The sequence below is a fragment of the Alicyclobacillus suci genome, from assembly GCF_017329615.1.
In the GTDB taxonomy this organism is placed as follows: Bacteria; Bacillota; Bacilli; order Alicyclobacillales; family Alicyclobacillaceae; genus Alicyclobacillus; species Alicyclobacillus suci.
The window spans coordinates 24,612-47,496 of record NZ_JAFMTW010000007.1; the positions used below are offsets into that span (position 1 = coordinate 24,612).

At 53.2% G+C, this 22,885-nt stretch carries 22 protein-coding genes; 19 read left to right on the forward strand and 3 right to left on the reverse strand.

Going from position 1 to position 22,885, the window contains the following annotated elements; translation table 11 throughout:
• Positions 1 to 21: 21 nt before the first annotated feature.
• From J3482_RS05365 to J3482_RS05395, 7 genes are all read left to right on the forward strand, one after another.
• Positions 22 to 669, forward strand: coding sequence for a Bax inhibitor-1/YccA family protein (locus J3482_RS05365; protein WP_146823207.1), 648 nt, complete (start codon positions 22 to 24; stop codon positions 667 to 669).
• Between the two features lie 392 nt (positions 670 to 1,061).
• Positions 1,062 to 3,470 (forward strand): leucine--tRNA ligase, encoded by a 2,409-nt coding sequence (gene leuS, locus J3482_RS05370; RefSeq protein ID WP_146823205.1) that lies wholly within the window; start codon positions 1,062 to 1,064, stop codon positions 3,468 to 3,470.
• A gap of 91 nt (positions 3,471 to 3,561) precedes the next feature.
• A complete protein-coding gene (locus J3482_RS05375) occupies positions 3,562 to 4,302 on the forward strand; it encodes a FadR/GntR family transcriptional regulator (RefSeq protein ID WP_223204155.1) in 741 nt (246 codons plus the stop codon).
• A 95-nt stretch (positions 4,303 to 4,397) separates the two neighbouring features.
• Positions 4,398 to 4,829, forward strand: coding sequence for a hypothetical protein (locus J3482_RS05380; protein ID WP_146823203.1), 432 nt, complete (start codon positions 4,398 to 4,400; stop codon positions 4,827 to 4,829).
• A gap of 159 nt (positions 4,830 to 4,988) precedes the next feature.
• A complete protein-coding gene (locus tag J3482_RS05385) occupies positions 4,989 to 5,177 on the forward strand; it encodes a DUF5325 family protein (RefSeq protein ID WP_146823201.1) in 189 nt (62 codons plus the stop codon).
• Positions 5,178 to 5,198: 21 nt separating this feature from the next.
• Positions 5,199 to 6,323, forward strand: a complete 1,125-nt coding sequence (ytvI, locus tag J3482_RS05390) for a sporulation integral membrane protein YtvI (protein ID WP_146823199.1) — start codon at positions 5,199 to 5,201, stop codon at positions 6,321 to 6,323.
• A complete protein-coding gene (locus J3482_RS05395) occupies positions 6,320 to 6,805 on the forward strand; it encodes a DUF402 domain-containing protein (RefSeq protein WP_206916280.1) in 486 nt (161 codons plus the stop codon). The genes ytvI and J3482_RS05395 overlap by 4 nt, the downstream gene beginning before the upstream one ends.
• Here the strand turns inward: J3482_RS05395 and J3482_RS05400 are convergent.
• Positions 6,802 to 7,404 (reverse strand): RsfA family transcriptional regulator, encoded by a 603-nt coding sequence (locus J3482_RS05400; RefSeq protein WP_146823195.1) that lies wholly within the window; start codon positions 7,402 to 7,404, stop codon positions 6,802 to 6,804. The genes J3482_RS05395 and J3482_RS05400 overlap by 4 nt on opposite strands.
• Before the next feature lie 270 nt (positions 7,405 to 7,674).
• Between J3482_RS05400 and J3482_RS05405 the strand changes: the two genes are divergently transcribed.
• The 12 genes from J3482_RS05405 (at position 7,675) to J3482_RS05460 (ending at position 20,297) form a co-directional block, all read left to right on the forward strand.
• The gene (locus J3482_RS05405; protein ID WP_146823194.1) at positions 7,675 to 9,963 is read left to right on the forward strand and encodes a DEAD/DEAH box helicase; all 2,289 of its coding nucleotides are present in this window, start codon (positions 7,675 to 7,677) and stop codon (positions 9,961 to 9,963) included.
• Between the two features lie 6 nt (positions 9,964 to 9,969).
• On the forward strand, positions 9,970 to 11,286 hold the full coding sequence (locus J3482_RS05410; RefSeq protein WP_206916276.1) for a ribonuclease H-like domain-containing protein: 1,317 nt from the start codon (positions 9,970 to 9,972) through the stop codon (positions 11,284 to 11,286).
• 72 nt (positions 11,287 to 11,358) lie between these two features.
• Complete coding sequence (locus J3482_RS05415) at positions 11,359 to 11,973, forward strand: YktB family protein (protein ID WP_146823191.1); 615 nt, start codon at positions 11,359 to 11,361, stop codon at positions 11,971 to 11,973.
• 24 nt (positions 11,974 to 11,997) lie between these two features.
• On the forward strand, positions 11,998 to 13,443 hold the full coding sequence (locus J3482_RS05420; protein ID WP_146823189.1) for a bifunctional metallophosphatase/5'-nucleotidase: 1,446 nt from the start codon (positions 11,998 to 12,000) through the stop codon (positions 13,441 to 13,443).
• A gap of 1 nt (position 13,444) precedes the next feature.
• A complete protein-coding gene (gene nth / locus J3482_RS05425) occupies positions 13,445 to 14,122 on the forward strand; it encodes an endonuclease III (protein WP_146823187.1) in 678 nt (225 codons plus the stop codon).
• 60 nt (positions 14,123 to 14,182) lie between these two features.
• Entirely contained in the window at positions 14,183 to 14,791 is a 609-nt protein-coding gene (locus J3482_RS05430; RefSeq protein WP_146823185.1) for a DUF2140 family protein, read from the forward strand.
• A 123-nt stretch (positions 14,792 to 14,914) separates the two neighbouring features.
• On the forward strand, positions 14,915 to 16,720 hold the full coding sequence (locus tag J3482_RS05435) for a spore germination protein (protein ID WP_223204154.1): 1,806 nt from the start codon (positions 14,915 to 14,917) through the stop codon (positions 16,718 to 16,720).
• Entirely contained in the window at positions 16,717 to 17,871 is a 1,155-nt protein-coding gene (locus J3482_RS05440) for a GerAB/ArcD/ProY family transporter (protein ID WP_146823183.1), read from the forward strand. Before J3482_RS05435 ends, J3482_RS05440 begins: the two co-directional genes overlap by 4 nt.
• Complete coding sequence (locus J3482_RS05445; RefSeq protein ID WP_188332255.1) at positions 17,864 to 18,037, forward strand: hypothetical protein; 174 nt, start codon at positions 17,864 to 17,866, stop codon at positions 18,035 to 18,037. The genes J3482_RS05440 and J3482_RS05445 overlap by 8 nt, the downstream gene beginning before the upstream one ends.
• A gap of 133 nt (positions 18,038 to 18,170) precedes the next feature.
• A complete protein-coding gene (rnhA, locus tag J3482_RS05450) occupies positions 18,171 to 18,620 on the forward strand; it encodes a ribonuclease HI (RefSeq protein WP_223204153.1) in 450 nt (149 codons plus the stop codon).
• The gene (gene queG / locus J3482_RS05455; RefSeq protein WP_146823179.1) at positions 18,617 to 19,771 is read left to right on the forward strand and encodes a tRNA epoxyqueuosine(34) reductase QueG; all 1,155 of its coding nucleotides are present in this window, start codon (positions 18,617 to 18,619) and stop codon (positions 19,769 to 19,771) included. Before rnhA ends, queG begins: the two co-directional genes overlap by 4 nt.
• A complete protein-coding gene (locus J3482_RS05460; RefSeq protein ID WP_223204152.1) occupies positions 19,758 to 20,297 on the forward strand; it encodes a methylated-DNA--[protein]-cysteine S-methyltransferase in 540 nt (179 codons plus the stop codon). The genes queG and J3482_RS05460 overlap by 14 nt, the downstream gene beginning before the upstream one ends.
• On the opposite strand, the gene J3482_RS05465 is transcribed toward J3482_RS05460, so the two are convergent.
• Positions 20,277 to 21,587: a phosphotransferase gene (locus J3482_RS05465; protein WP_223204151.1), complete on the reverse strand. Its 1,311-nt coding sequence runs from the start codon at positions 21,585 to 21,587 to the stop codon at positions 20,277 to 20,279. The genes J3482_RS05460 and J3482_RS05465 overlap by 21 nt on opposite strands.
• Before the next feature lie 177 nt (positions 21,588 to 21,764).
• A complete protein-coding gene (locus J3482_RS05470; RefSeq protein ID WP_021297867.1) occupies positions 21,765 to 22,820 on the reverse strand; it encodes an isocitrate/isopropylmalate family dehydrogenase in 1,056 nt (351 codons plus the stop codon).
• Between the last annotated feature and the right edge of the window lie 65 nt (positions 22,821 to 22,885).

Consider the following 22,885-nt stretch of genomic DNA (forward strand, 5'->3'; position numbering starts at 1 on the left):
TAGCAGGAAGGATGGATGTTCATGCAGACGTATAGCGTGTCAGAAAATCGCGTGTTGGGTCGCGTCTTTTTTGGCTTATTTGGTACGCTCCTGACTGCACTGGTGGGTGTGGTCGTCGGAACGCAGATTCCAATTGCGTTGATTCCCATATTGAGCATTGTCGAATTGGTTCTCATCGTCGTTGCGATGTTTCGGCAACGCAAGCGGGCGATTGGCTTTGGCTTTGTCTACTTGTTTACATTTATTTCAGGCATTACGTTGTGGCCCATCATTCATAGTCGTGCAGCTGAACTTGGCGCAGGGCTCGTTGTGGAAGCATTGGCTGTGTCCGCTGGCGCGTTTTTGATTGCCGCCATCGTCGCGTCGCGAACCTCCATGGATTTCTCCTTTTTGGGCGGGTTTTTGTTCATCGGTTTAATGGCCATTCTGCTGATGGGGATTATTTCCCTATTCGTCGGCTTCTCGTCAGTGATGAGTCTGGTCTACGCGCTCGTCGGCATCGCCGTGTTTGTCGGCTATGTACTGTTTGATGTCAATCGAATTGCGCGATATGGCATCTCGGAGCAGGCTGTGCCATGGGTGGTGCTGTCGTTATACCTGGACTTCGTCAATCTCTTTTTGTTTGTTTTGCGACTGATGGGCGTACTTAGCTCGTCGGATCGTAGGTGAAGTTGCAAAAAGATGTCGTGTGAGTATACTGATAATGGTCAGTAACGATTCCATTCAGTCACAATTCAATATGTAAGTCCTGCGATGCACAGCTTTTGTGGGAACCTACATTTAGCCGCTTTGCCGATAGTGCGAATGGGCGACAGAGACCTGGTGGACGCTGCGAACCAGGAATGTACTCTCGCAACCTCAGTGCGAAGGATTTCACCTGAAACGCCGACGTTTTTGGTTCTGGCACATAGGGTGGGACGCGCGCCTGGCGTTATAGGTTGAGTGGAAGCGGCATGGGCCGATGAGCTGGAATGTCGTCTTCAAGATAGGTGGTACCACGGGAATTCCCTCTCGTCCTATGCGGACGAGAGGTTTTTTGATTATCAGGAGGAACCGACGATATGGACTATCAGACACAGCAGATTGAAGCTAAATGGAAATTGCGTTGGCAAGAGACAGGTGCCCATCGCGCAAATAAAAACAGCGGTAAACCGAAGTATTATTGTCTCGACATGTTTCCGTATCCCTCTGGAAATGGATTGCACGTCGGGCATTGGCGCGGCTATACCATCTCCGATGTTTGGAGTCGCTATAAACGCATGCACGGGTTTGAAATCCTGCACCCGATGGGGTGGGACGCATTCGGGCTGCCAGCCGAGAATTATGCGATTCAACATGGCGTCCATCCGCGGATCAGCACGGCTGAAAACGTCGCCAATTTTAAACGTCAGCTAGAAGAAATCGGTGCGATGTACGACTGGGATCGAGAAATTAATACGACCGATCCGGAATTTTACCGTTGGACGCAGTACTTCTTTGTGAAGATGTTCGAACGGGGTTTGGCCTACCGCAAAAAGATGCCTATTAATTGGTGCCCGAGCTGTAAGACTGGCTTGGCGAATGAAGAGGTCGTCGATGGCAAGTGTGACCGCTGTGGTTCCGACGTCACCAAAAAAGAGATGTATCAATGGATGTTAAAGATTACCGCGTACGCGGATAGATTGCTGGATGACCTCGACAAGTTGGACTGGCCAGAGCATGTCAAACGCATGCAGCGGGCTTGGATTGGCCGCAGCGAAGGAGCGCGCATTCGCTTTCAAGTGGTAGGTCGAGAGGAGAAAATTGAGGTTTTTTCTACGCGTCCGGACACGATTTATGGCGCGACGTATATGGTATTGGCGCCGGAACATCCACTGGTTCAAGCTATCACCACGGATGCCGCGAAAGCGACTGTCGAGACATATGTCGAGGAGGCGCTGCGTAAATCAAACATTGAGCGGCAAGTTGTCGACAAGACGAAGACGGGCGTCTTTACGGGCGCGTATGTCGAGCATCCACTAGTCGACCGTAAATTGCCAGTGTACGTCGCCGACTATGTCCTGATGGACTACGGGACAGGTGCAATCATGGCCGTTCCGGCGCATGACGAACGCGATTATGAGTTTGCGACGCAGTTTGGGCTGGAGATTATTCCTGTTGTACAGCCAGTGGATGGCCCTGTAGAAGGTCTTTACACAGGGGACGGCGTGCTCATTAACTCCGAGTCGCTCAACGGGCTTAAGGTAGCTGAGGCGAAGCGTGCCGCGATTGAATTGTTGGAGAAGCGGGGGCAGGCGGAAGCCACAGTCAATTATCGGCTGCGCGATTGGGTGTTTGCCCGCCAGCGTTACTGGGGTGAGCCGATTCCGATTATCCACTGTGACCACTGTGGTCCTGTCGCGGTCCCTGTGGAGCAGTTGCCGGTTCGGCTGCCGGAGGTTGAGCGCTACGAGCCCACCGGTACAGGGGAGTCACCGTTGGCGGCGATTCCTGAGTTCGTCAACACGACTTGTCCAAAGTGCCACGCGCCGGCGAAACGGGAGACCGACACCATGCCGCAGTGGGCAGGTTCGTCTTGGTACTTCCTGCGTTACGCGGACCCTCAGAACGCCGAGGCACCGTTCTCCAAGGAAGCTGTCGACTATTGGCTGCCGGTGGACATGTATATCGGCGGTGTCGAGCACGCCGTGTTGCACCTGTTGTATTCGAGGTTTTATACGAAGTTTATTTACGATCTCGGCCTGATTACATTCGATGAACCATTTTCACGTCTCTTTACACAGGGGATGATGACGCTCAACGGCGCGAAAATGAGTAAGTCGAAGGGCAACGTCGTCAACCCGGACGATATTATTCGCGACTACGGCGTCGACGCGTTGCGCATGTACGAGATGTTTGTCGGGCCACCGGAGGACGAAGCGGAGTGGAGCACCAACGGCCTTGAAGGCGTCGCACGCTTCCTGCAGAGGGTGTTCCGGCTTGTTCAGGCGAATGCGACGAGCACCGTTCCGGAACGCGAGTCACTCACCAAATTGCGCCATCGCTTTGTCGCGGCGCTGACGGAACGCATGGAGGGTTTCCGGTTCAACACAGCGGTCAGTGCCTTTATGGAGTACGTGAACGCCTTGTCAACGGAAGCGAAACAAGGGCTCGACCGGGCGACTCTGGAGACACTGACGATGACCCTGGCGCCGTTTGCACCGCATTTGGGTGAGGAGCTGTGGGAGATGCTCGGGCATAAGAAGTCCGTCTTCGAGGAGGCGTGGCCGACGGTTGAAGAGAAGTGGTTAAAGGACGATGAAGTGGAAATCGCTGTGCAGGTCAATGGCCGCGTCCGCGCAAAAATGGTGATTGCCGCAGAGGCTTCACAAGAGGAGGCTATCGCTGCGGCGAAGGCCCTGCCGGACATGCAGGAGTGGCTGCAGGGCAAAGAGGTTATGAAGCAAATATACGTGAAGGGGCGCCTCGTCAACTTGGTCGTGAAAGGCTAATTGGGTTGACGGCGCAGCTGTAACCAAATTCGTGCGTTTCCTGGCGGCGTGGAACGGTTGAATGGTTCGGGCTGCCAGGGGGTTCGCACGTGTGTCGCATCGGCCACTGAAGCATTTATTTCAGGCACGTGTGAAGAGGGAGACAGCGGTGAACGAGTTTTCGCCCATTGGACAGAAACTGTATATGCGCATTGCCCAGCAGATTCGAACGATGATTGAGGACGGCTACTGGAGTCCGGGAGACAGACTGCCGCCGTTAAAGCGTTTGGCAGAACAATTCAATTGTAGTCGTGCAACCGTTCGAGAGGCGCTTGGCGCACTCCGTGGCCAGGGGTTGATTGAGTTTCGCCATGGCGATGGCACATACGTGCGCACGGCGAGTGTGGAGATGTGGATGCAGCCGCTTGACGCTGCGGTGTTATTAGGACTTGATCACGTGTCAGACCTCGTTGAGTTACAGACGGCAATTCTTGCGGCCATCGCCTCTTCTGCGGCCAAACGCAGGGCGACAAGGGATTACTCTGAGCTGTCTCGGGCATTGTTTGATTTGGAGTCTTCGAGCCGGCACAGTGAACAACGTATTGCCAGTGAGTTGCGATTTTACGCAGTGCTTGCAGCTTGCGCGGACAATCCGGTTCTCGAGAACACGTTTCGCGTGTTGCAAGAGGCGCTTCGAAGCAGTTTGCGGCTGCTGAGCCCGAAGCGGGACGTTGGCCTACATACCTGCCGTGCGGTTTACGACGCGGTTCAGATGGAACAGGCAGACGTGGCGCGCGAAATTATTTATGCGTATGGTGACCATCTGCTGGAGCAGGCGGAAAAAATCAAATAAACATCGTGACAGAGTGACTACAAAAAGCGAGAAGAATGGTGTAGAATATAAATGTAAGCGCTATCAATCGGTTCGGCGAAAGGTTGGTTACCGATATGACACCAAAGTTGCTTGTAGCTGCATTTGCGGCAGAAGATCGTCCGTATGTCGACAGAGCGATTGAACACGGGATTGATGTCCGCATCTTGGACTGTTTTGAAGACGTTCACGCGCTTGTTCAGTTTTGGTATAAACGCCGTTCTATCCATGTTCCCGCGCAAAAGCAGTCGGTGAAGAGCGCCGTGGGAAAGGAGTATTTTGACATGGCCGTGATTCGCGATACGCCTCACGACTTTGTTCGTGCTGCGTTGCTCGCGCAAACGCTGCGCGAGGCAAACGTCGGTCAGGTCGTGGTCGTCGCGAATGATGCGTCCCGGGTGCCGATTTACCGTAGGTGTGGCGCGCATCAAGTGGTCATTTCCGAGCATCCCGTGGAATTTTGGACACAACTGGAGCAGCGCTTGCTGTCACAAGTTACAGCCTCCTAACCCCGCGAGTTACCGCATGGCGGGCTGGCGGCACGTAGTTGCTGGCCCTCCTACTTGCCTACCCCCTTCCGTACCCACTTATGTTATGATGAGAGTAGTTCAGTGTGCTCGTTTTCGTTGTGCACTGTCGAGCGCATAATAAAAGGAGGGGCGTCTTCGTTGACCACCTCATTTAAGATACTGTTTTTCTTTATCTCCCTATTCACGATGGCCTGTTTTGCCCTTGGTTCTGTGATGATGGCACAGGGGCGGGGCTGGTTGGCGACGTTATTTTTCGTTCTCGCCGTCCTTATTACAGGGTTGGGGTTTGTTACAAAGCGCCGGTTGGTTCGACCACAATCACAATAGTGTAAAGGGGCGGTTTCGTCGGTGCGCTCAAAGCGTCGGGACGTGGAAATGCGGCGGTACCTCTGGCGTGTGCTGGAAGTGTGTTTTTTGCTGGCATTCATTATCGGGTTTGCATTGCTGCTTGGCTATCTGATGAAATACATCCTGCCATTTGTCATTGGCTGGGTCGTCGCAATTCTGCTTATCCCGATTACACGTTGGCTGGAGCGGATGGGGGTGACGCGACTCGTCGCCGTGATTGTGACGTTATGTTGCACGGTTGCTGCGGCCATTGCTGTCACCTTGGGGGTCACCATCGGTGTGACGCGCGAGGCGGGCTCATTCATGACGAATAGCCAATCGTTCTTTACATATGCCGACGCGTTCGTTCAGAACAAGTTGATGGCAGGAAAAGTTTTTTACGGACAGATGCCGCCGCAGGTAGCTAATCAGATTCAACATGCTTTAGTGCAATTCGGTACAAGTATCGAGCAATCAATACGGAGTTTTGTCAGGTCTCTCATTGGTGCATTGACGCAGATTCCAGAATTGTTGTTTGTGGGTGTCATTGCCGTGGTGACTGCGTTTTTTATTATGTTGCGCCACGAAAAGATGATGGTGTCATTCCTGCGCGTGGTTCCCCCTGGATGGGACAACAAAATTCGCGCCATTCTCGACGATATGTCGCGCGCGTTTTTAGGGACCATTCGAGTTCAATTCATTCTCATGTGTATGTCAGCCGTATTGGGCGTTGCGGGGATGCTCATTCTGCACGTTCATTACGCGGTTTTACTCGGGATTTTATTTGGCCTGTCCGGGTTGATTCCCATTCTAGGATCCGCCATCTTAACCGTTCCATGGGCGATTGGCGCGTTGGTTATCGGTGATGTACCATTGGCCATCAAGGTGCTTGGGCTGCAGGTCGTCATCTCTTTGATTCGGCATATGGTCGAGCCGAAAATCCTCGCGAATTCGGTGGGCCTGGACACATTGACCACATTGTTTGCGCTCTATGTCGGATTAAAAGTGATTGGGATTATTGGTCTCTTCATTGGGCCGATTATTCTGATTGGGGCCAAGGGATTGTTGCGCACGCATTTGTTTGTCGATTTCCTGCCTAAGTTTAGTCAAGCCGAGGATGATCCGGGTGGAGGCGAAAGTGGTTGAATATTATAAGTATTCATGCCGATGGCGCACCACACCGCCGTTGGACAGGTGTATGGCCGACTGCATCGCCTGGGGCCTATATCGTACCGCCTGGGGCGCTTGTCCATGAAGCGAGTGGGAGGACCTGGGCCAGTGATTACCCGGTCGTCGCTTTTTTTTGGCCAAAGGTTTATTTCCAGGTATTTATGCTCTTGAAGGAAAATGTGACAGACTATTATTGTAATATGATTACGCCTGCGTTCATCGCTCGAGACGTGATTTATATTGATCTCGATCTCGACGTCACCGTGATGGACGGCCAAATCGATTTGCTTGACGAGCAAGAGTTTCGCGCGCGTCAATTTGCCTATCCGGCTGCATGGCGCAGCGCGGTGCAACAGGCGAGTCAGTGGCTTGTTCAACAGGCGCACGCAAAAACTGGGATATTTCATCCCGCCACCGGTGAAAGGTGGCGGATATGGTTATCGTCAGTTTTGGATTAGCCTTCTGTATGAGGACGGCCTGTATCGCCTAGTAATTTGCGCGCGCGTTCCATGATGGCAAATAATGTGCGAGAGTCTTCTTCCAACTGTTCCGGTGTGACGTCCTTTTCGAGAACGACCGTGTGCGTTTGCAATTGTTTTTGGAGGGACTCTACTTGTTCTGCCAACTCCTGTTTCTCTTTCTCAATTTGCGTTAAATACGCTCGGAGTTTATGGTACTGCTCGTCATATGTTTGGAGGAAGTCAATGACGTCCCTCATCGATTCGCTGGTTGCATGGGCTGGCGATTCCGCTGATGTTGTGGACGCTGTGGTCGGTTCAGAAACTGTTGCGGCGTTGTCCGCTGACGTTGATGATGTGCTATTTTTACGGCTTTGTTTCGCCGCCTCAATTTCTTCTCGGTAATCTTTGCGCACGACGCCGTTCCAGCGGTATCCACAGGCAGCAGGCGTGCGTCCAAGCAAACTAGCTGCCTCTTCGAACGCCTTTAGTTGTGTGCTGCCGCTGCGGATGTGTTCGAGTACTAAAGCCGCCAAACGAGTATCATCATCAGGTGTCCACGCGTCCGAGCGCGAGGCCCATTTCTCTACCGTTTGCAAGGTGATTCCTCCCTACAGTCTGTACTATACCTTATTTCCATGCTGTACAAGATTCATACAGTGCCCTCTATGGGCTGCTCATTATCATGCTATGATCGGTTTTTGAAATCGTGACCTTTTGTCTTGAAATTTCGTAGAAAGCCAGGGTGGGACAGTCTTTCATCACGGAAATTGCCAAAAAAAGCGAACAGGAGTTCGCAGTTTTGCGTCGAAAGATGTCGGATAACGGTGTTAAACATTTTTTGGCGTAATAGAGAGAGGTGGGGCGGAATGAATCTGGAGCAATTGCTCAACGAGTGGCAGCGAGACCCATCGTTCATGTCCCAGGTGGCCGCGTGGCGGGTAAGTGAAGCCACTGCAGGACGGTTTCGACCTATCCCGGCCACTGCACACACTGAAGTTCTAGCGGCTTTGCAAAGTCGCGGCATTTCACAGCTGTTCAGCCATCAAGAAGAGGCCTGGAATGCCATTCAAGCTGGTAAAGACACGATGGTTGTCACGCCGACGGCGAGTGGCAAGACCTTGTGTTACAACCTGCCTGTACTAAACGCCATTTGCGAAGATCTGTCGGTGCGGGCACTCTATATTTTCCCGACGAAAGCCTTGGCGCAAGATCAGGTCGCTGAATTAAGCGAACTCATTGAGCACGTAAAGACTCAAATTCACTCCTTTACATACGACGGGGATACGCCCGTTCACGCTCGCCAACGCATTCGTGAGGCGGGACACATTGTTGTCACCAATCCAGATATGTTACACGCGGCCATCTTGCCGCATCACACGAAATGGCTGCGGTTGTTCGAGAATCTAAAATATATCGTCATTGATGAAACGCATATGTACCGTGGCGTGTTTGGCAGCCACTTTGCCAATGTGCTGCGGCGGTTAGACCGGATTTGCGCGTTCTACGGCGCCAAACCGCAGTACATCATGAGTTCCGCCACTATTCAAAACCCTGGTGAACTGGGCCATTTGCTGACTGGTCGGGATGTCTACGTCGTGGACAAGTCGGGTGCGCCGCAGGGCGAACGGCATACGATTCTCTATAATCCGCCGATTGTCCATCCGAAGTTGGGACTGCGCCAGTCAAGTCTTCAGGTAGCTCGCAAAATGGCGGGCAGACTGCTAAATGAGGGCATTTCGACGATTGCGTTCGTCAAGACGCGTACGCAGGTTGAGGTGTTATCGTCTTACCTCAAGGCGGATGCGAAAGAACGGTTGCGTGCCGGGATAGTCGGATATCGCGGGGGGTATCTCCCGAGTGAACGGCGGGCAATTGAACGCGGTTTGCGAAGCGGGGAACTCAAAGGCGTGGTGAGCACCAACGCCCTGGAATTAGGCGTAGATATCGGTTCTCTCGACGCGTCGTTAACCGTTGGTTACCCGGGCTCGGTGGCGTCGGTTTTACAACAGAGTGGCCGTGCAGGACGCCGCAGGGGCGTATCTCTGGCCATGTTTATCGCGAATGCGTCCGCGCTAGATCAATATCTCGTCCATCATCCAGAGGCACTGCTTGAAATGTCGCCGGAGTCGGCTCGAATCTATCCGGACAACTTGTTAATCTTGATGGACCATCTCAAATGTGCTGCATATGAACTGCCGTTCGCGGCAGATGAGTCGTTTTCTGTCGAAACGACGTCGGAGTTGTTGGAGTACCTCGCAGATGCTCGAATTCTGCATGTCGGGCGCGACAAGAAGTATCACTGGATGGCGGACGCACTGCCGAGCGCCGGGGTATCCTTGCGCAGCGCTGCTCAGGAGAATGTCGTGATTGTCGATGAGACGGACGGGCGACCGCGTGTCATTGGTGAGACAGATCGCTTTAGCGCGTTGACCACCCTGCACGAGGAAGCCATTTATTTGCACCAGTCCAAATCGTATCAAGTGGAAAAACTCGACCTTGAGAATGGCAAGGCGTTTGTTCGCGCGGTGGAAGCAAATTATTATACGGACGCAGAACTGGCCGTTCGGCTGCAGGTACTTGACCAGCTCGCGTCGACACAGGCGGGGCCAGCATCTCATACGTTTGGCGAGTTGGCGGTCAATGCGACACCAACGTTGTTCAAAAAAATCAAGTTCGACACCCACGAAAATTTGGGGTGGGGGCGAATTTATTTGCCAGAGGCGGAATTGCACACAGTGGGGTATTGGGTTTCTTGGGAGCCAACCGCGTTTCAATTGACTCAGGAGGACTGGGAGAGCGCGTTGAAGGGCCTAGGTTATTTGCTCAAACACGCGAGTGCCCTTCATTGCATGTGTGCGACATCCGATTTGCATGTCACGGTTCAGGTCCGTGATCCACTTGGACAGCGACCAACGCTGTATGTGTACGATGCGTATCCGGGTGGTATTGGATTATCAGAGCGAGTCTTTCGTGATAGAGATCTGATCCTATCCTCCTCATTCGACATGATTCGACAATGTTCTTGCGAGTTTGGCTGCCCATCCTGCGTCGGACCAGGTCATGTGGATGAGCACCTCAAGGAACGTGCGCGCATGTTGCTCATCGCTTCAATGGTGGATACGGCGACAGATGCGGCGCACCAGGAAAGGGCGTGATGGTCTGTGGCTCGCAGTTTGCTAGAGAGACTACGCGCACTCGAACAGTCTGTTCAGGCTGCTCGGCCGACTGCGGATGTTGCCGCTGAGGGCAGTCACTCTACTCCTTCCCACGACGACCGCACGGCGGGTGACGACGTCTTTGAGCAGTTCCACCGCGCGGGCTTTGAGCGGATTGCAACGCCATACGGCGATTGCTGGCGCCGCAAGACCACTTTTGACTTGTTCACACGCCATGGACATCACGTTTTCGCGGATGCGTTAGAAACGGATTATCGTGCCCTCGAACAACTGGCTAAAGCGCCAATTTCGATGGATTTGGTGCGCTACTACGATGTAGAGACGAACGGCCTTGGCACCGGCGCGGGGACATTTCCGTTTTTACATACAATTGGCTACTTTGAACAGGATGAGTTGTGTTTTGCCCAGTACTTCGTCGACGATTACGGCGCAGAGGCCGCTGTTCTTCATGCCATCGCAACTGAGCACCTGCCGGAGGGCGCAATGGTTGTGACCTTTAATGGCAAATCGTTTGACTGGCCATTATTTCAAAATCGGCGCTTGTTGCACCGGATGGAGCGCGTTGAATGCTATCAACTCGACTTGCTTCACCCGAGTCGGCGGTTGTGGAAATCACAATTGCATCGCGTCCGATTGGCTGAGGTAGAACGGGGGATTCTCGGTGTGGAACGCGTGGGCGATTTGCCTGGTAGCCAAGCGCCGGAAAGGTACTTTCAGTTTCTTGAGTGTCACGACATTGAGCTGATGGAGCCCGTTCTATCGCATAATCTGATGGATGTTTGTTCGTTGGTCGTTCTGCAGGTGAAAATTGCGCGCTTGTTGAATGGTGAGGTCGATGACTTACCTTCGCCGACCCATTTGGCCCTTGCTTCCTGGTATGATGCGTGGCACGACGTACAGGCAGCGGCGATGTCTTATGAGCGTGCGGCACAGGCGCTTGATGCGACTTGGCGCGCGCATTGGCTATATAGTTTGTTTCTGAAACGGCAACGAGACGACGTTACTGCCTGTCAGGTGTGGGAGAAAATGGTGCAGGACTATCCAGACCGAATTGAACCATTAATTGAGCTGGCTAAGTGTTTCGAGCACCGTCAACACGATTTGAATCGCGCGCGGGAAGCCGTTGAGGAGGCCCTCCGTCGCATTGCCAAGCCATCGGGGCAGACGCGTACAGCGTTGCAAATTCCACATCGGGTCATCGACGTGCCGTTGCAGGCATCGATGCTGCCGTCGTCACCGATTGAACAGGCCTTGCGCCATCGCCTCAATCGGATTGTCAGGAAACTGGGTGCACAGGGGTAGCGGTAGGCGCTTGCGGATGTGCGCAGTCTTGTCTAGTGTAGAAGATGTAAGCTTCGGGTTGGGGGCGATTGGATGTTTACGGGGTTTCAAGAAGAGGATTTTCAAGTATTTTCTGTGCCGGGGCTCGATGCTCGGATGGCGGCGATGAAGCAACACGTCCGACCAAAGCTCGAAGCGCTGGGTCAACATTTTACAGCATTTTTAGCACCTCGGCTGGGCGAGGAGGTTTACGCCCATGTGGCGAAACACGCCCGGCGGACCGTCAACCCGCCTAATGACACCTGGGTGGCGTTCAGTACAAACGCCCGCGGGTATAAACAACATCCGCATTTTCAAATTGGGTTATGGCAAACGCATGTGTTTGTCACGTTCGGATATATTTATGAGTCCCCGCGAAAAGGGGATTTTGGTGAACGGCTCGCGCGTTCTGCCGACCAGGTACACGCGCAAATACCAGACGATTTTATCTATGTGACGGATCATACAAGTCCAGCATCGATTCCGGCCAGCGAGGTGGCCGTGAGCGATATTGTCCGCCTTGGCGAGCGGCTACAAGCGGTCAAAAAAGCGGAACTCCTCGTCGGCAAGCGATGGGAGAGAGATATAATCATGCAGATGTCGGGAGAGCAGTTTGTGACGGCGGCGGAAGTTGTCATGACTCAACTCGTGCCACTGTACCGGTTGTAGAGAGACGGGTTGTGGGGTGAAGCTGTGCAAATCCACCTACTTCATATGAATGATGTACACAGCCAATTGGAGAGTTATATGCGCCTGGGTCACCAGTTACGCACATTGCGCAGTGAACTGGAACAGGCAGGAAACTTTGTGTTGACGTTTGACCTCGGCGATGTGCTGGATAGAGTTCGCCCCGAAACAGAGGCGACAATGGGCCTCATCAACGTTGATATGATGGCGGCGCTGGGCGTCGATGGATGGGTTTTTGGCAACAATGAGGGGCTGACGATTCCCGTTGAATGTTGGCCATTGCTGACACAACACGCACAGACGACGGTTTATGGGACCAATTTTCGTCGGCCTGGACAGTTGTCATTTGACTGTTTTTGCGACACGCACATTTACGAGCGGGATGGTATCCGCGTTGGTGTATTTGGACTTACGCCAGACTATACGTTGCCGTACAGCATGCTTGGTGTATCTGCCGAAGATCCGTTTGTCAGTGCGAAGGAGGCGGTCGAAAATCTGCGCCAAAATAGCGTCGACGTCATCGTCTGTCTGTCGCATTTGGGGCGGCGGGCAGATCACCAATTGGCGATTGAGGTTCCACACATCGATGTCATTCTCGGCGGTCACACGCACGAGTTTATGAAGGAACCCGATTGGGTCAATGGGACGGCCATTTTTCAGCCAGGCAAGCACGCGCGGATGTTCGGGCACACTGCCATCACGTTGGATGAAGACAAACATGTGGTGTCCATCACGGCCGAGCCGATTGAAGTATGGTTGAACACGCCATATGACGCGGAGATGCAACGCGCCTATGAGAGACACTTCGCAGGCGTTCAGGAAGTGTTGAACCGGCGGGTGGCCACGTTGTCAGAGCGGCTTCCACTTGTGTACGAACGCGAGTCACCGTTTGCCAATTTACTGGCGGATGTGTTGTACGACGAGTGCGAAGGCGACCTTTGTGTCATGATGACAGGAGCGCTCAACTCGAGCCTTTTGCCTGGGGAGGTCAAGTTGAATCACTTGTTGGGTGCCTGTCCGACGCCAACGCGGCCGATTGTCGTGACGTTGACTGGGCGGGAGTTGCTCGATGCGCTCAATCAAGGCATTCAGTCCGACACGTATGGCAGGCATGGAATAGGGTTTGGTTTTCGCGGTGGCAAAATTGGTTATTTGGTCGTGTCGGGTGCGGTGGTTGATGTCGCCACGGACCAAGCGGGGCAACCACGTATCCAAGAGGTCCACGTTGGGCAGGTGCCGTTGGATTGTGCGCGTGCGTACAGAGTGATTACCTGTGAATATCTGTGGCTTTCGCCTGTCTTTCAGCCCTTTCGGCAAGCGCGCGAGGTTACCTATTACCCGCCATTGGTACGGGAGGTACTGCTGGCACGGATACATGAGGAAGGCCGGATGGCACGCGCGTCAACGCCACGGTATCGCTACTTACACAAGAGTTCCGAAGGGGGGATGTGAAATGGCTTTGCTGTCTAAACGGGATACGGCGCAAGTGATGGAAAAGTTGCAACGCCGATATCCAGACGCCAAATGTGCGTTGAATTTTTCCAATCCCTTTGAGTTGTTGATTGCAACTATGTTGTCAGCACAGTGTACCGATGTGCGCGTCAACATGGTAACGGAGCGCTTGTTTCAAAAATATCGTGGGCCGGCTGACTTTGCGGCGGCAACACCTGAGCAGGTACAAGAGGATATCCGGGAGGTCGGCTTGTTTCGTTCAAAGGCCCAGAATATCGTGGCGACGTGTCGGTTATTACTCGAACGGTATGATGGAGAAGTTCCTGCAGATAGGGAAAAGCTCGTCGAGTTGCCCGGTGTTGGCCGGAAGACGGCGAATGTCGTACTGTCCAACGCTTTTGGCATACCAGCGCTCGCTGTGGATACACATGTGTTAAGGGTGTCCAATCGCATCGGTTTGGCGAACAGTGATTCCCCTGATGAAACGGAGCGTCAGATCTGTCGCCGTGTCCCGAAATCTCAATGGTCACAGGCTCATCACTGGTTGATTCACCATGGGCGGCAGATTTGCTCAGCGAGGAAACCGAAGTGTGAGGCGTGTCCAATCCAAGAACACTGTCAGTATTTCCGTAAGACTTTTACCAAGTCCCTGAACGCGAAAGAATCGACAGGCAGCTAAACGGTTTGTGACGCGTTTTATGAATTGGCCCATCAAGATGCGAGGAGGTTCAACGTCAACATGTGGTGGAAGCGCGGCTTTATCATTCTTTTGTCTTTGAACATCCTCGTCTTCGTCGGAGGCCTGATTGCCCTGGATTCGTTTCCGTCAGCGACGTCGTCCTCGGTAAAGAAATTTCAATCGACGCCGAATGACGGAAAGACGGCTGCGGTTCAGGTTGTCATCGGCCAGGATGCAATCAACAGTTATATTGCCTATGCACTGGCTCAGGAAGCAGATGTCCAGAAAATCATGAGTTATGCCCAGATTCAATTCGCATCGACCTGGAATTGCGACATTGGGGTCAAATTGCTGGATAAAGTGGTGCCGTTTCATTTGGTTCTCGTTCCGGATGTTGAGAATGGAAACTTGAACTTGCAAGTCAAAAGCGCATCCATGGGTCAAGTTCCGGTACCCGATAGTCTCCTCTTCCTTTTGTTAAAACATCTGCAATGGCCCAACTGGATTAATTTGGACGCCAATCATCACGTATTGCAACTGAACTTCACACAACGCCCCCAGGAGCCATTTGGCGTTCGCATTCTCGGGTACTCGTCCACTACGCAGCAGTTGAGTCTGCAAGTGACCATGTCGCCGTCGGCGATTGCCCAAAGCGCGAATCACGCATAACGCCACGGAGCTGGCAGATTCCTCATGTTCGTTCCTCCGCAACCAACGCAGTGAACAAAAGGCATAAGCTTTGCACCAGTGTCGCAGGATATACGAAGATTCTAGAATCAGGAGGAAACACTGGTGCTGAGCAAATATGCCTCCATGTTAAAGCGTTTGATTACCGTCAACGAATCTGTGCTAGATGAGCAATTTACACTATTGGACGACGAAAGCGATACGAGCTACGACGAAGACGGGAATAAACGCGGTCCGGAAGTGATTGACTTTGATACAGATGAAAATAAAACACAGACGGCGAAGCGCCCGGTTTCGATGCGGCAGTTCATCCGTCGCGGTGCAGCCCTGTACAACGAAGCTGTGCGAAAAGCTCACGTCGGCCAGGATGACGATTTGCCAGTTTCCATTGACCAGATGAAAGCGCGTCTCGAACGCTTCTTTCACTTGCCCCAGAACAAGGATGTCGTGATTCGTGAGTTCAGTGTTGGTGTACACGCGAAACAGCCCTGGCGCGGACTCGCTGTGTTTGTCGATGGGCTGGCGGACAAGACAGTCATTAATCATGACATTCTTGAGCGGTTAATGCTGTTTACTCAATTCATCGACGACGAACCACGGCGCAATATGGAGTATATTCAGGAGAAAATTTTAACCAGTAATCAGACGGCTATGCTGGAAAAATGGTCGGAAGTGATTCAGGCGATTCTGGCGGGATCGACCGTTGTGCTATTGGACGGCTGTAATGGCGCGTTATCTGTGGAGACCAAGGGGTGGGAGCACCGAAGTGTCAGCATCCCACAGACTGAATCGGTGGTGCGGGGGGCCCATGACGCTTTCACCGAGAACTTTCGGACCAATACGGGTCTTATCCGATCCCGCTTTCGCTCCGAACACCTAGTGACCGAAATCTACAGCGTTGGGAACCTGGCGTCGACCGATGTCGCTATTATGTACGTGCATGGGATGACAAACCCGAAGTTGGTTCGGGAAGTCCGCCGCCGGATTGAGGCGATTGACGTCGATTACATCGATAGTCCGGGGGTGTTGGAGCAGTTTATCGAAGATGAACCGCGCATGATTATTCCGCAGGTGTTGTCGACGGAACGGCCAGACAGGGTCGCGGCATCGTTGGCCGAGGGATATGTCGCTATCGTGGTTGGGAATAACCCATTTGTATTGATTGCACCTGTCGTATTGTACTCTTTGATTCATACATCGGAGGACGCAAACCTGCGGTTTTACGCCGGCACGTTTATTCGAGGACTGCGTTGGATTTCTTTGTTCATCGCTTGCCTGTTGCCTGCACTGTATGTTGCGGTCACCAATTACCATCCAGAAATGCTTCCGACTGACTTAATGCTCGCGATAGCAGGTAGCCGTGAGCAGGTGCCATTTCCTGTTATCGTCGAGGTTTTACTGATGGAGTTTGCTATCGAGCTGATTCGGGAGGCAGGGATTCGCATACCGTCCGTGATTGGGCCCACGATTGGCATCGTTGGCGCTTTGATTATCGGACAGGCCGCAGTGCAGGCTGGTATCGTGAGTCCATTGCTCGTGATTGTCGTTGCGACGACTGCGCTCGCGGGATTTGCCATCCCCAATTACGAATTGAGTATGGCCGTGCGAATTAGCCGTTTTGTCTTTTTACTCGCTGGTGCATTTCTCGGCTTCTACGGTGTCGCCATTCTCCTGTGCGTCTCTGTCGTCCGCCTATCGATGCAAAAATCGTTTGGCGTGCCGATTTTGAGCCCGATTGCCCCCACAAAAGCAAGTGCAAAAGACGTGTTGATTCGCGGTCCTGTGTACTCGATGAACTTGCGTCCATCGTTTTTGCATCCACTTCGGAGTTGGCGACAACAACCGGTCACTCGTCCGTGGAGTGCACCGACTGGTAAGCGCGCAGGGAGAAAGGGGAATGACCAGGCATGAAGAACCAGGAGGGAAAAGCCAGTGTTGCAGGCAGAGAACTGACGGCCTTAATGATTCTCGTCGTCGCCACGAACGCTTTCTTAATTTATCCGCAATACGTGAGTCAGTCAGCTTATGAAGCAGCTTGGATGGAACCGATTGTGTCAGGTGCACTGACACTCGTTCTGTTTTACTTTGTAGAGTGGCTTATGCGCAAGTATTACCCGCAGTTGGATATTGTCGAGGTCAGCAAAGAAGTGTTTGGACGGGTGATTGCCGCACTCTTGGCGATGTTATTCGCCGCGTATTTTATTTGTACAACAGCGATGGTCGTCCGTGAGTTCACGGAGAACGTCATCATGACCGTTCTGCCCGCAACACCCATTCTCCTTGTGGGGGCCGTCTTCATGGGGGCCGTCGGTTACATTGCGTACGCTGGACTAGAGGGGATAAGCCGCACCGCGTATATTTTCTTGCCCATTCTTTTGATTGGGCTCGTCGGCGTGTGTGTGGCGACGATGAACTGGTGGCACCCGGCGATGCTGTTGCCGTTCTGGGGAACTGGGATTCCCCGCGTGCTGACCGGGTCACTTGAATATAGTTCCGTCTTTAGCAACGTATTGTTGCTGACGATTATATACAAACACGCGCATAACCCACGTCAGATGCGACGCATTGGTTCTGTCAGCGTCACCGTTTCAACGCTGCTGTTGTGCTTGCTCATCATTACGTACCACATGGTTTTCCCGGCTGTCGAATCCGAGCAGGTGTCTTTTGCACTGTACAGATTGGCACGGCTGATTTACCTTGGCCCATTCTTTCAGCGACTGGAGAGTGTGTTTATTTTTCTCTGGGTCACTGCAGCAACGGTAAAGATGGCCGTGACGTTATGGTGTTCGGCGTATCTGCTTGGCAAAGCGTTTGGTTGGCCAACCTACCGCCCAGGTATTCCGATTCTTGCATTGTTGTCGTGGTCCATCGCGATGTGGGCGGACAGTTGGGTACAAGTGGTCGATCTCGACGGCCGATACCTACTGCGCTGGGGCTGGACAGTGGTTTTTGTCTTGCCGATTGTGGTGCTCTTACTGGGCGTGGTCGGTCGCGCGTTTAAGGGTTCAACGGGAGAACCTGGCGAGCGGCGACGGCGACGGAGGGGGATTACACATGCTTAGGTTCTTGTTTGCCATGATTATTCCGTTTCTCATTTTTGTCTACACGATGTCGTTTACGCGCTGGATGGGCAAGGAGCGCCATCTGGCCGCAGCGACCTCGGCAGCGCTGTTGGGTGCATTGACGTTGTGTGCGAGCGGTGCGACGTTGTGGAAACTGTTGACCTAATTGGGCGTCTCGCGGCAAGGTGTTTGACCGGGGAAAGTGTGTCGTTATATGCTGGGAACACAGGTGAGGCGGAACGTCGACCCGGCACCCGGGAATGCGCGTGCCGTTCGCCGTTGTCGAGGAGGCGTCTCTCTTGAGCGATACAGAAGCTTCAAAACAGGTCATTATTTATACCGACGGTGCCTGTTCGAAGAATCCCGGCCCTGGGGGCTGGGCGGCCGTCTTAAAATATGGGGAACATATCAAAGAAGTCTCTGGTGGCGAACCGCACACCACGAATCAGCGCATGGAAATCATGGCGGTGATTGGTGCGCTTCGCGTGCTTAAACAGCCTTGTGACGTCGTCGTGTACTCGGATTCCGCCTATGTCATTAATTGTTTTCAGCAGAAGTGGTACGTCAATTGGCAGAAGAATGGCTGGCGCAACAGCAAAGGGGAGATGGTACAGAATCGTGACCTCTGGGAGGAATTGCTGTCCGTCATGGCCCCGCATAAGGTGCAGTGGAAAAAGGTCAAAGGCCACGCTGGCGTCGCTTGGAATGAACGCTGTGATGAATTGGCGAGGGCGGCTATTCCCCGATGAGCACGGAGCTTGACATCGAAACGCTGCGCGAGCTGGCTCAGCGTGAGGGCGTGTTGGAAGTTGCCGTTACGGATACCGCCCCATTTCCGGAGTTAATTCCGTGGCTCGAAGCCTATGAGGCTCGGGGGAGCACGGGATTTGAGGTGGGGGAAGTCGCTCAGCGTATCAATCCACGTCTCTGGATGCGCGAGGCCAAATCTATCATCGTAATCGCGCTGCCATATCTGACAGAGCAAGGGGCGCGCACCGCCCGGTCGCACCCGCGAGGGCGGCGTCACGGGCATACCTCACACTACACGTACGGCGTCGATTACCACAGAGTGCTTGCGGAAAAACTTCATGCTATTCATCGCAGCATGGAAGTGGTCGTCGGGCATGAAATCGCCATGAAGCTCTCGATTGATACATCCCCTTTGGTCGACCGACGGCTCGCTGAGCGCGCGGGTCTCGGCTGGATTGGCAAAAATGCGATGTTTTACAGTCACCGCTATGGTTCCTATGTGTTTATAGGGGCGATGCTGGTTGATCTCGTGATTCCTCCCACCGCACATCAGGAAGCGGCTGTTGGTGCCCTGTGCGGAACGTGCTCACGCTGTCTCACGGCATGTCCAACTGGCGCAATTGTCGCACCAGGCGTCATGGATGCCACACGTTGTTTGTCGTATGTTACACAAATGAAGGGGCTTATCCCTGTTGAATTTCGGGACAAACTCGGTCGCCGAGTTTGGGGTTGTGACGTCTGCCAGTCGACTTGTCCAATCAATCAGAATGTCGAACACTCGAAAGAGAATGCCTTTGGCCCGAGTCAAGAGTTGGCATACCCTGACCTCATTGAATTATTGCAGATGTCAAATCGCCAGTTCATGCGCAAATACGGGCATACCGCGATGGCTTGGCGGGGGTTGCGCACCTTACAGCGCAACGCGCTGATTGCCCTTGGCAATGCCGGTGACGCTGCGGCCCTTGCATGGATGATTCCCTTTCTGCAAAACGCGCGCGTTGAACTGCGGGCGAGCGCGGCGTGGGCGATTGGTAAAATCGGCGGCCCAGAGGCCAAGGAAGCGTTGCTTGAAGCGCTGGAAGAGGAAGCGGATGCACAGGTGATGGAAGAATTGCGCAATGGATTGGAGGCCTGTCATGAACGCGGTTGAACGCTCGGTTTTCAAGTTACCTGTCGAGCAGGTAAGGGGTAGCACGCAAATGACGCCATATGGTTCGTTTTCGCTCATCGCTTGTGAGCGCGGGTTGATGTATGCCGGTTGGGGCGGTTTAGAGCCGTTTATGGAGTATCTTAACCGGCATCCATCTGGAGAGTTGTCTAGGTCTTATCTACAGCAGGCGTCCAGTGAATTGGATGCGTATTTTCGAGGAACGTTGTCGACGTTTTCGGTGCCGTTGGTTTACCAAGGCACGCCTTTTCAGGAGGCGGTCTGGTCGGGGCTTTTGACGATTCCGTATGGTGAGACGTGGTCATATAGGCAACTGGCCGTTCATATTGGCAATCCGCTTGCAGTTCGCGCGGTTGGACAAGCCAATCGGGCGAACCGCATCGCGGTGTTGATTCCTTGCCATCGAGTGATTGGTGCCGACGGTGGTCTGGTCGGATATGCCGGCACGGCCACAGACCTCAAGGCCAGTCTCATTGACCACGAACACTCAGTCGTCGCCCACCGATAAACTGCGAACCTGTTCTGAGAAAGACTTTAAAAACGATTGGCGGCGCGGTGCCGCGTCGGCATACGCGAGGAGATCATCTAGCTGTGCCGGATCCTTGAAAAAATGGTAGCGTGTATGCGCCAGCCGCCAGGCCCGGTACGGGAATTTTAACAGCGCCTCGACCAAGCGGTATTCGACTTTTGGAATGGTTTTGACTGTGTCGAAGTGCAGAAAGCACGCGTAGGCGATATCGCCGCTCCAATGATTGAGTTGCAGGCTTCTTCGGAGCAGGTGCGCCATATCGAGAACGCGTGGGGCAAAGGTCGAGAGTTCAAAATCAATCAGGTACACGTTGTGATCAGGTGCGTACAGACAGTTCCCCGGGATGACGTCCAAGTGACTGATGCCCGCATTGGCTTTGTCGGCGTGTAAGAACGCTGCACATTCCGCCTGTTGCAGTAGCTGCAGGCTATCTGCCGCATCATCCAGGAGCTGCGCCTTAAGTGAGACGAATAACTTGTCGAACTCGTCTTTTTCGTCATTGGCTTCCGCTTTGTAGATGAGTTGTCGCAGGTCGTGGTTGCGTTCTTTAGTCATCTCGAACAAATTGAACGCGTCGTTTGGGACGAACTTTTCCGATGTAAACCCGCGGGTCGCCTCGTGGAATTGGGCCAAGGCATAAGCGGTTTGTGCCACGTGTTCGGCGGATGTGAAGTTTGCAGGTTGTGCGTCTATCCACTCGGTTGCGTAATACACGCTTCCCCCTTCATTTACACCAGGTGCTTTTTTCTTCGTTAGCAAGAATTTGCTGTAGCGAGAAAATCCTTGTTTTTGCGCATATTTCAGCATTCGGTGCACGAACCATACGTGCGGCAGTGTGAGGTGTGTGCGTTTGATGGCGTAGCGTTTTCCGTCATCTGTGACGACCCGGAGGATACCAGGCATTTGTTCTCTACGTTCGATAGTCACAGGGTAGCGGTCAAGGACACCTTGGGGAATGTCGTACGTTTGTGTCGGGATAGCGCTCCGGGAAGATCTCCTGTTGGCCACCGGTGTGCGTGTTTGCTTTGCGCTTGTTGATTTTGCCGATACATCTGCGGCAATCGCAGTCAGTCCTTCGCGCAGATCGTACGAATGGGCGTTGCGATTGGCGGTTGCACTTGTCGAATGTGCAGTTGAAGCTGTCTCAGGGTCGTTGTGCGTTGACTGTGCAGCCTCTTTTGCTTCGAACTGCGCTTGCAGGAAGTAAGGGGGCTTTAAGAACTCGTTTGCCAACACTTCTAACCAATCCGGCATCTTTTGTCGTTTCATCACCATCACCTAACACAGGATTCGATGACACTAGCCTATTCAATGATGTAAAAAAGGACTGGGCGGTTGCCTCTATCGGCATAAAATGATAAAGACCCAAACGCGGGCGTACGTCATAGTTCGCCGGCGTTTGGGTTTGGCTTGATGTTTCGTTGTTATTGCGTTGTGCCTAACAACTTACAGTTTGGCGCGAACGCGGCGAATCACTTCATCAGTGAACTCGGTCGTGGTGGATTTGCCACCGAGATCAGATGTGCGCGTTCCTTCCATGACAGCCTCTAAGGTGCTATCGTAGATAGCTTGGGAGACGGTTTGAGCCGCTTTGTCGTCTTGATAACCGAGGAGTGAAGCACCAGCCAGAATCATGGCCATCGGGTTTGCGACATTCTTGCCGAACAGGCTTGGGGCAGTTCCATGAGGCGCTTCGGCCATGACCACGTTCGGTTGGAAGTTGTCGTCAAGCGCCAGCAAAATCGATTCTGATCCGGCGATAGATCCGAACATTTGCAGCACGAGGTCGGACAGGCAATCTCCGTCGCGATTGAGGGCTGGGATGACCAGAGGTTCCCCAGCTTTTACGAGCAACAGCGCGTAGGTCGCGTCAATCAATTGTGGCTCATAGGCCACGTCGGGATATTGCGGAGCAGCAGCGTCCATTTCTTCTTTCAGCATGCCCTCGTAAATCGGGCTGACTGTAAATTTTGGCCCACCGAACACTTTGGCGTTCAAGCGCTTCGCGTGCTGGAATGCGTACTTGGCAACACCTTTACAAATGGCGCGCGAGATTTTCTCTGTGCGAAACGCGTATTCCCCGTCTGCTGTCTCTTCACGCCATTCCTTTGCGCCGTATGCATCGTCGACCGCCATCCGCACGACCGAGATAGGGGAAGAGACGGCAACTGGCGGTTGCACGCCGGGAATGCGGCGACCCGTACGAACGATGACTGTGCCGTTGATTTCCTTACGCAAAATTGCGTTCGGGCTGCCAACATCGCCTTTGGTTTCTGGTGTGATGGTCGCGGCCTTCAATCCTAAACGGCTTTCGCGCATGGCCGCGGCCGCTTCGTACACGACTTGGTTGTTGGTCTTTCGACGATTCTCCAGGCTCAAATCAAAACGTTGAAACGCGACGTCATAACCAGTCACGTCTGGGGAGAGTACACGAAGTGCCTCTTCGAGCAACTCCTGACCCGTTTGGTCGCCTTCCATCACTACGATGGTTGGTTTAGACATGCCTTTCACCTCATCTTCGTCACTTTTACGCTGGTGCATGTGAATTTGGGTGGTGCACGACTGGT

Coding starts and splice junctions, on each gene's coding strand:
- J3482_RS05365 (WP_146823207.1), top strand. CDS start 22: ATGCAGACGTATAGCGTGTCAGAAAATCGCGTGTTGGGTCGCGTCTTT.
- leuS (WP_146823205.1), top strand. CDS start 1,062: ATGGACTATCAGACACAGCAGATTGAAGCTAAATGGAAATTGCGTTGG.
- J3482_RS05380 (WP_146823203.1), top strand. CDS start 4,398: ATGACACCAAAGTTGCTTGTAGCTGCATTTGCGGCAGAAGATCGTCCG.
- J3482_RS05405 (WP_146823194.1), top strand. CDS start 7,675: ATGAATCTGGAGCAATTGCTCAACGAGTGGCAGCGAGACCCATCGTTC.
- J3482_RS05415 (WP_146823191.1), top strand. CDS start 11,359: ATGTTTACGGGGTTTCAAGAAGAGGATTTTCAAGTATTTTCTGTGCCG.
- nth (WP_146823187.1), top strand. CDS start 13,445: ATGGCTTTGCTGTCTAAACGGGATACGGCGCAAGTGATGGAAAAGTTG.
- J3482_RS05430 (WP_146823185.1), top strand. CDS start 14,183: ATGTGGTGGAAGCGCGGCTTTATCATTCTTTTGTCTTTGAACATCCTC.
- J3482_RS05440 (WP_146823183.1), top strand. CDS start 16,717: ATGAAGAACCAGGAGGGAAAAGCCAGTGTTGCAGGCAGAGAACTGACG.
- J3482_RS05445 (WP_188332255.1), top strand. CDS start 17,864: ATGCTTAGGTTCTTGTTTGCCATGATTATTCCGTTTCTCATTTTTGTC.
- queG (WP_146823179.1), top strand. CDS start 18,617: ATGAGCACGGAGCTTGACATCGAAACGCTGCGCGAGCTGGCTCAGCGT.
- J3482_RS05460 (WP_223204152.1), top strand. CDS start 19,758: ATGAACGCGGTTGAACGCTCGGTTTTCAAGTTACCTGTCGAGCAGGTA.
- J3482_RS05465 (WP_223204151.1), bottom strand. CDS start 21,587: ATGAAACGACAAAAGATGCCGGATTGGTTAGAAGTGTTGGCAAACGAG.
- J3482_RS05470 (WP_021297867.1), bottom strand. CDS start 22,820: ATGTCTAAACCAACCATCGTAGTGATGGAAGGCGACCAAACGGGTCAG.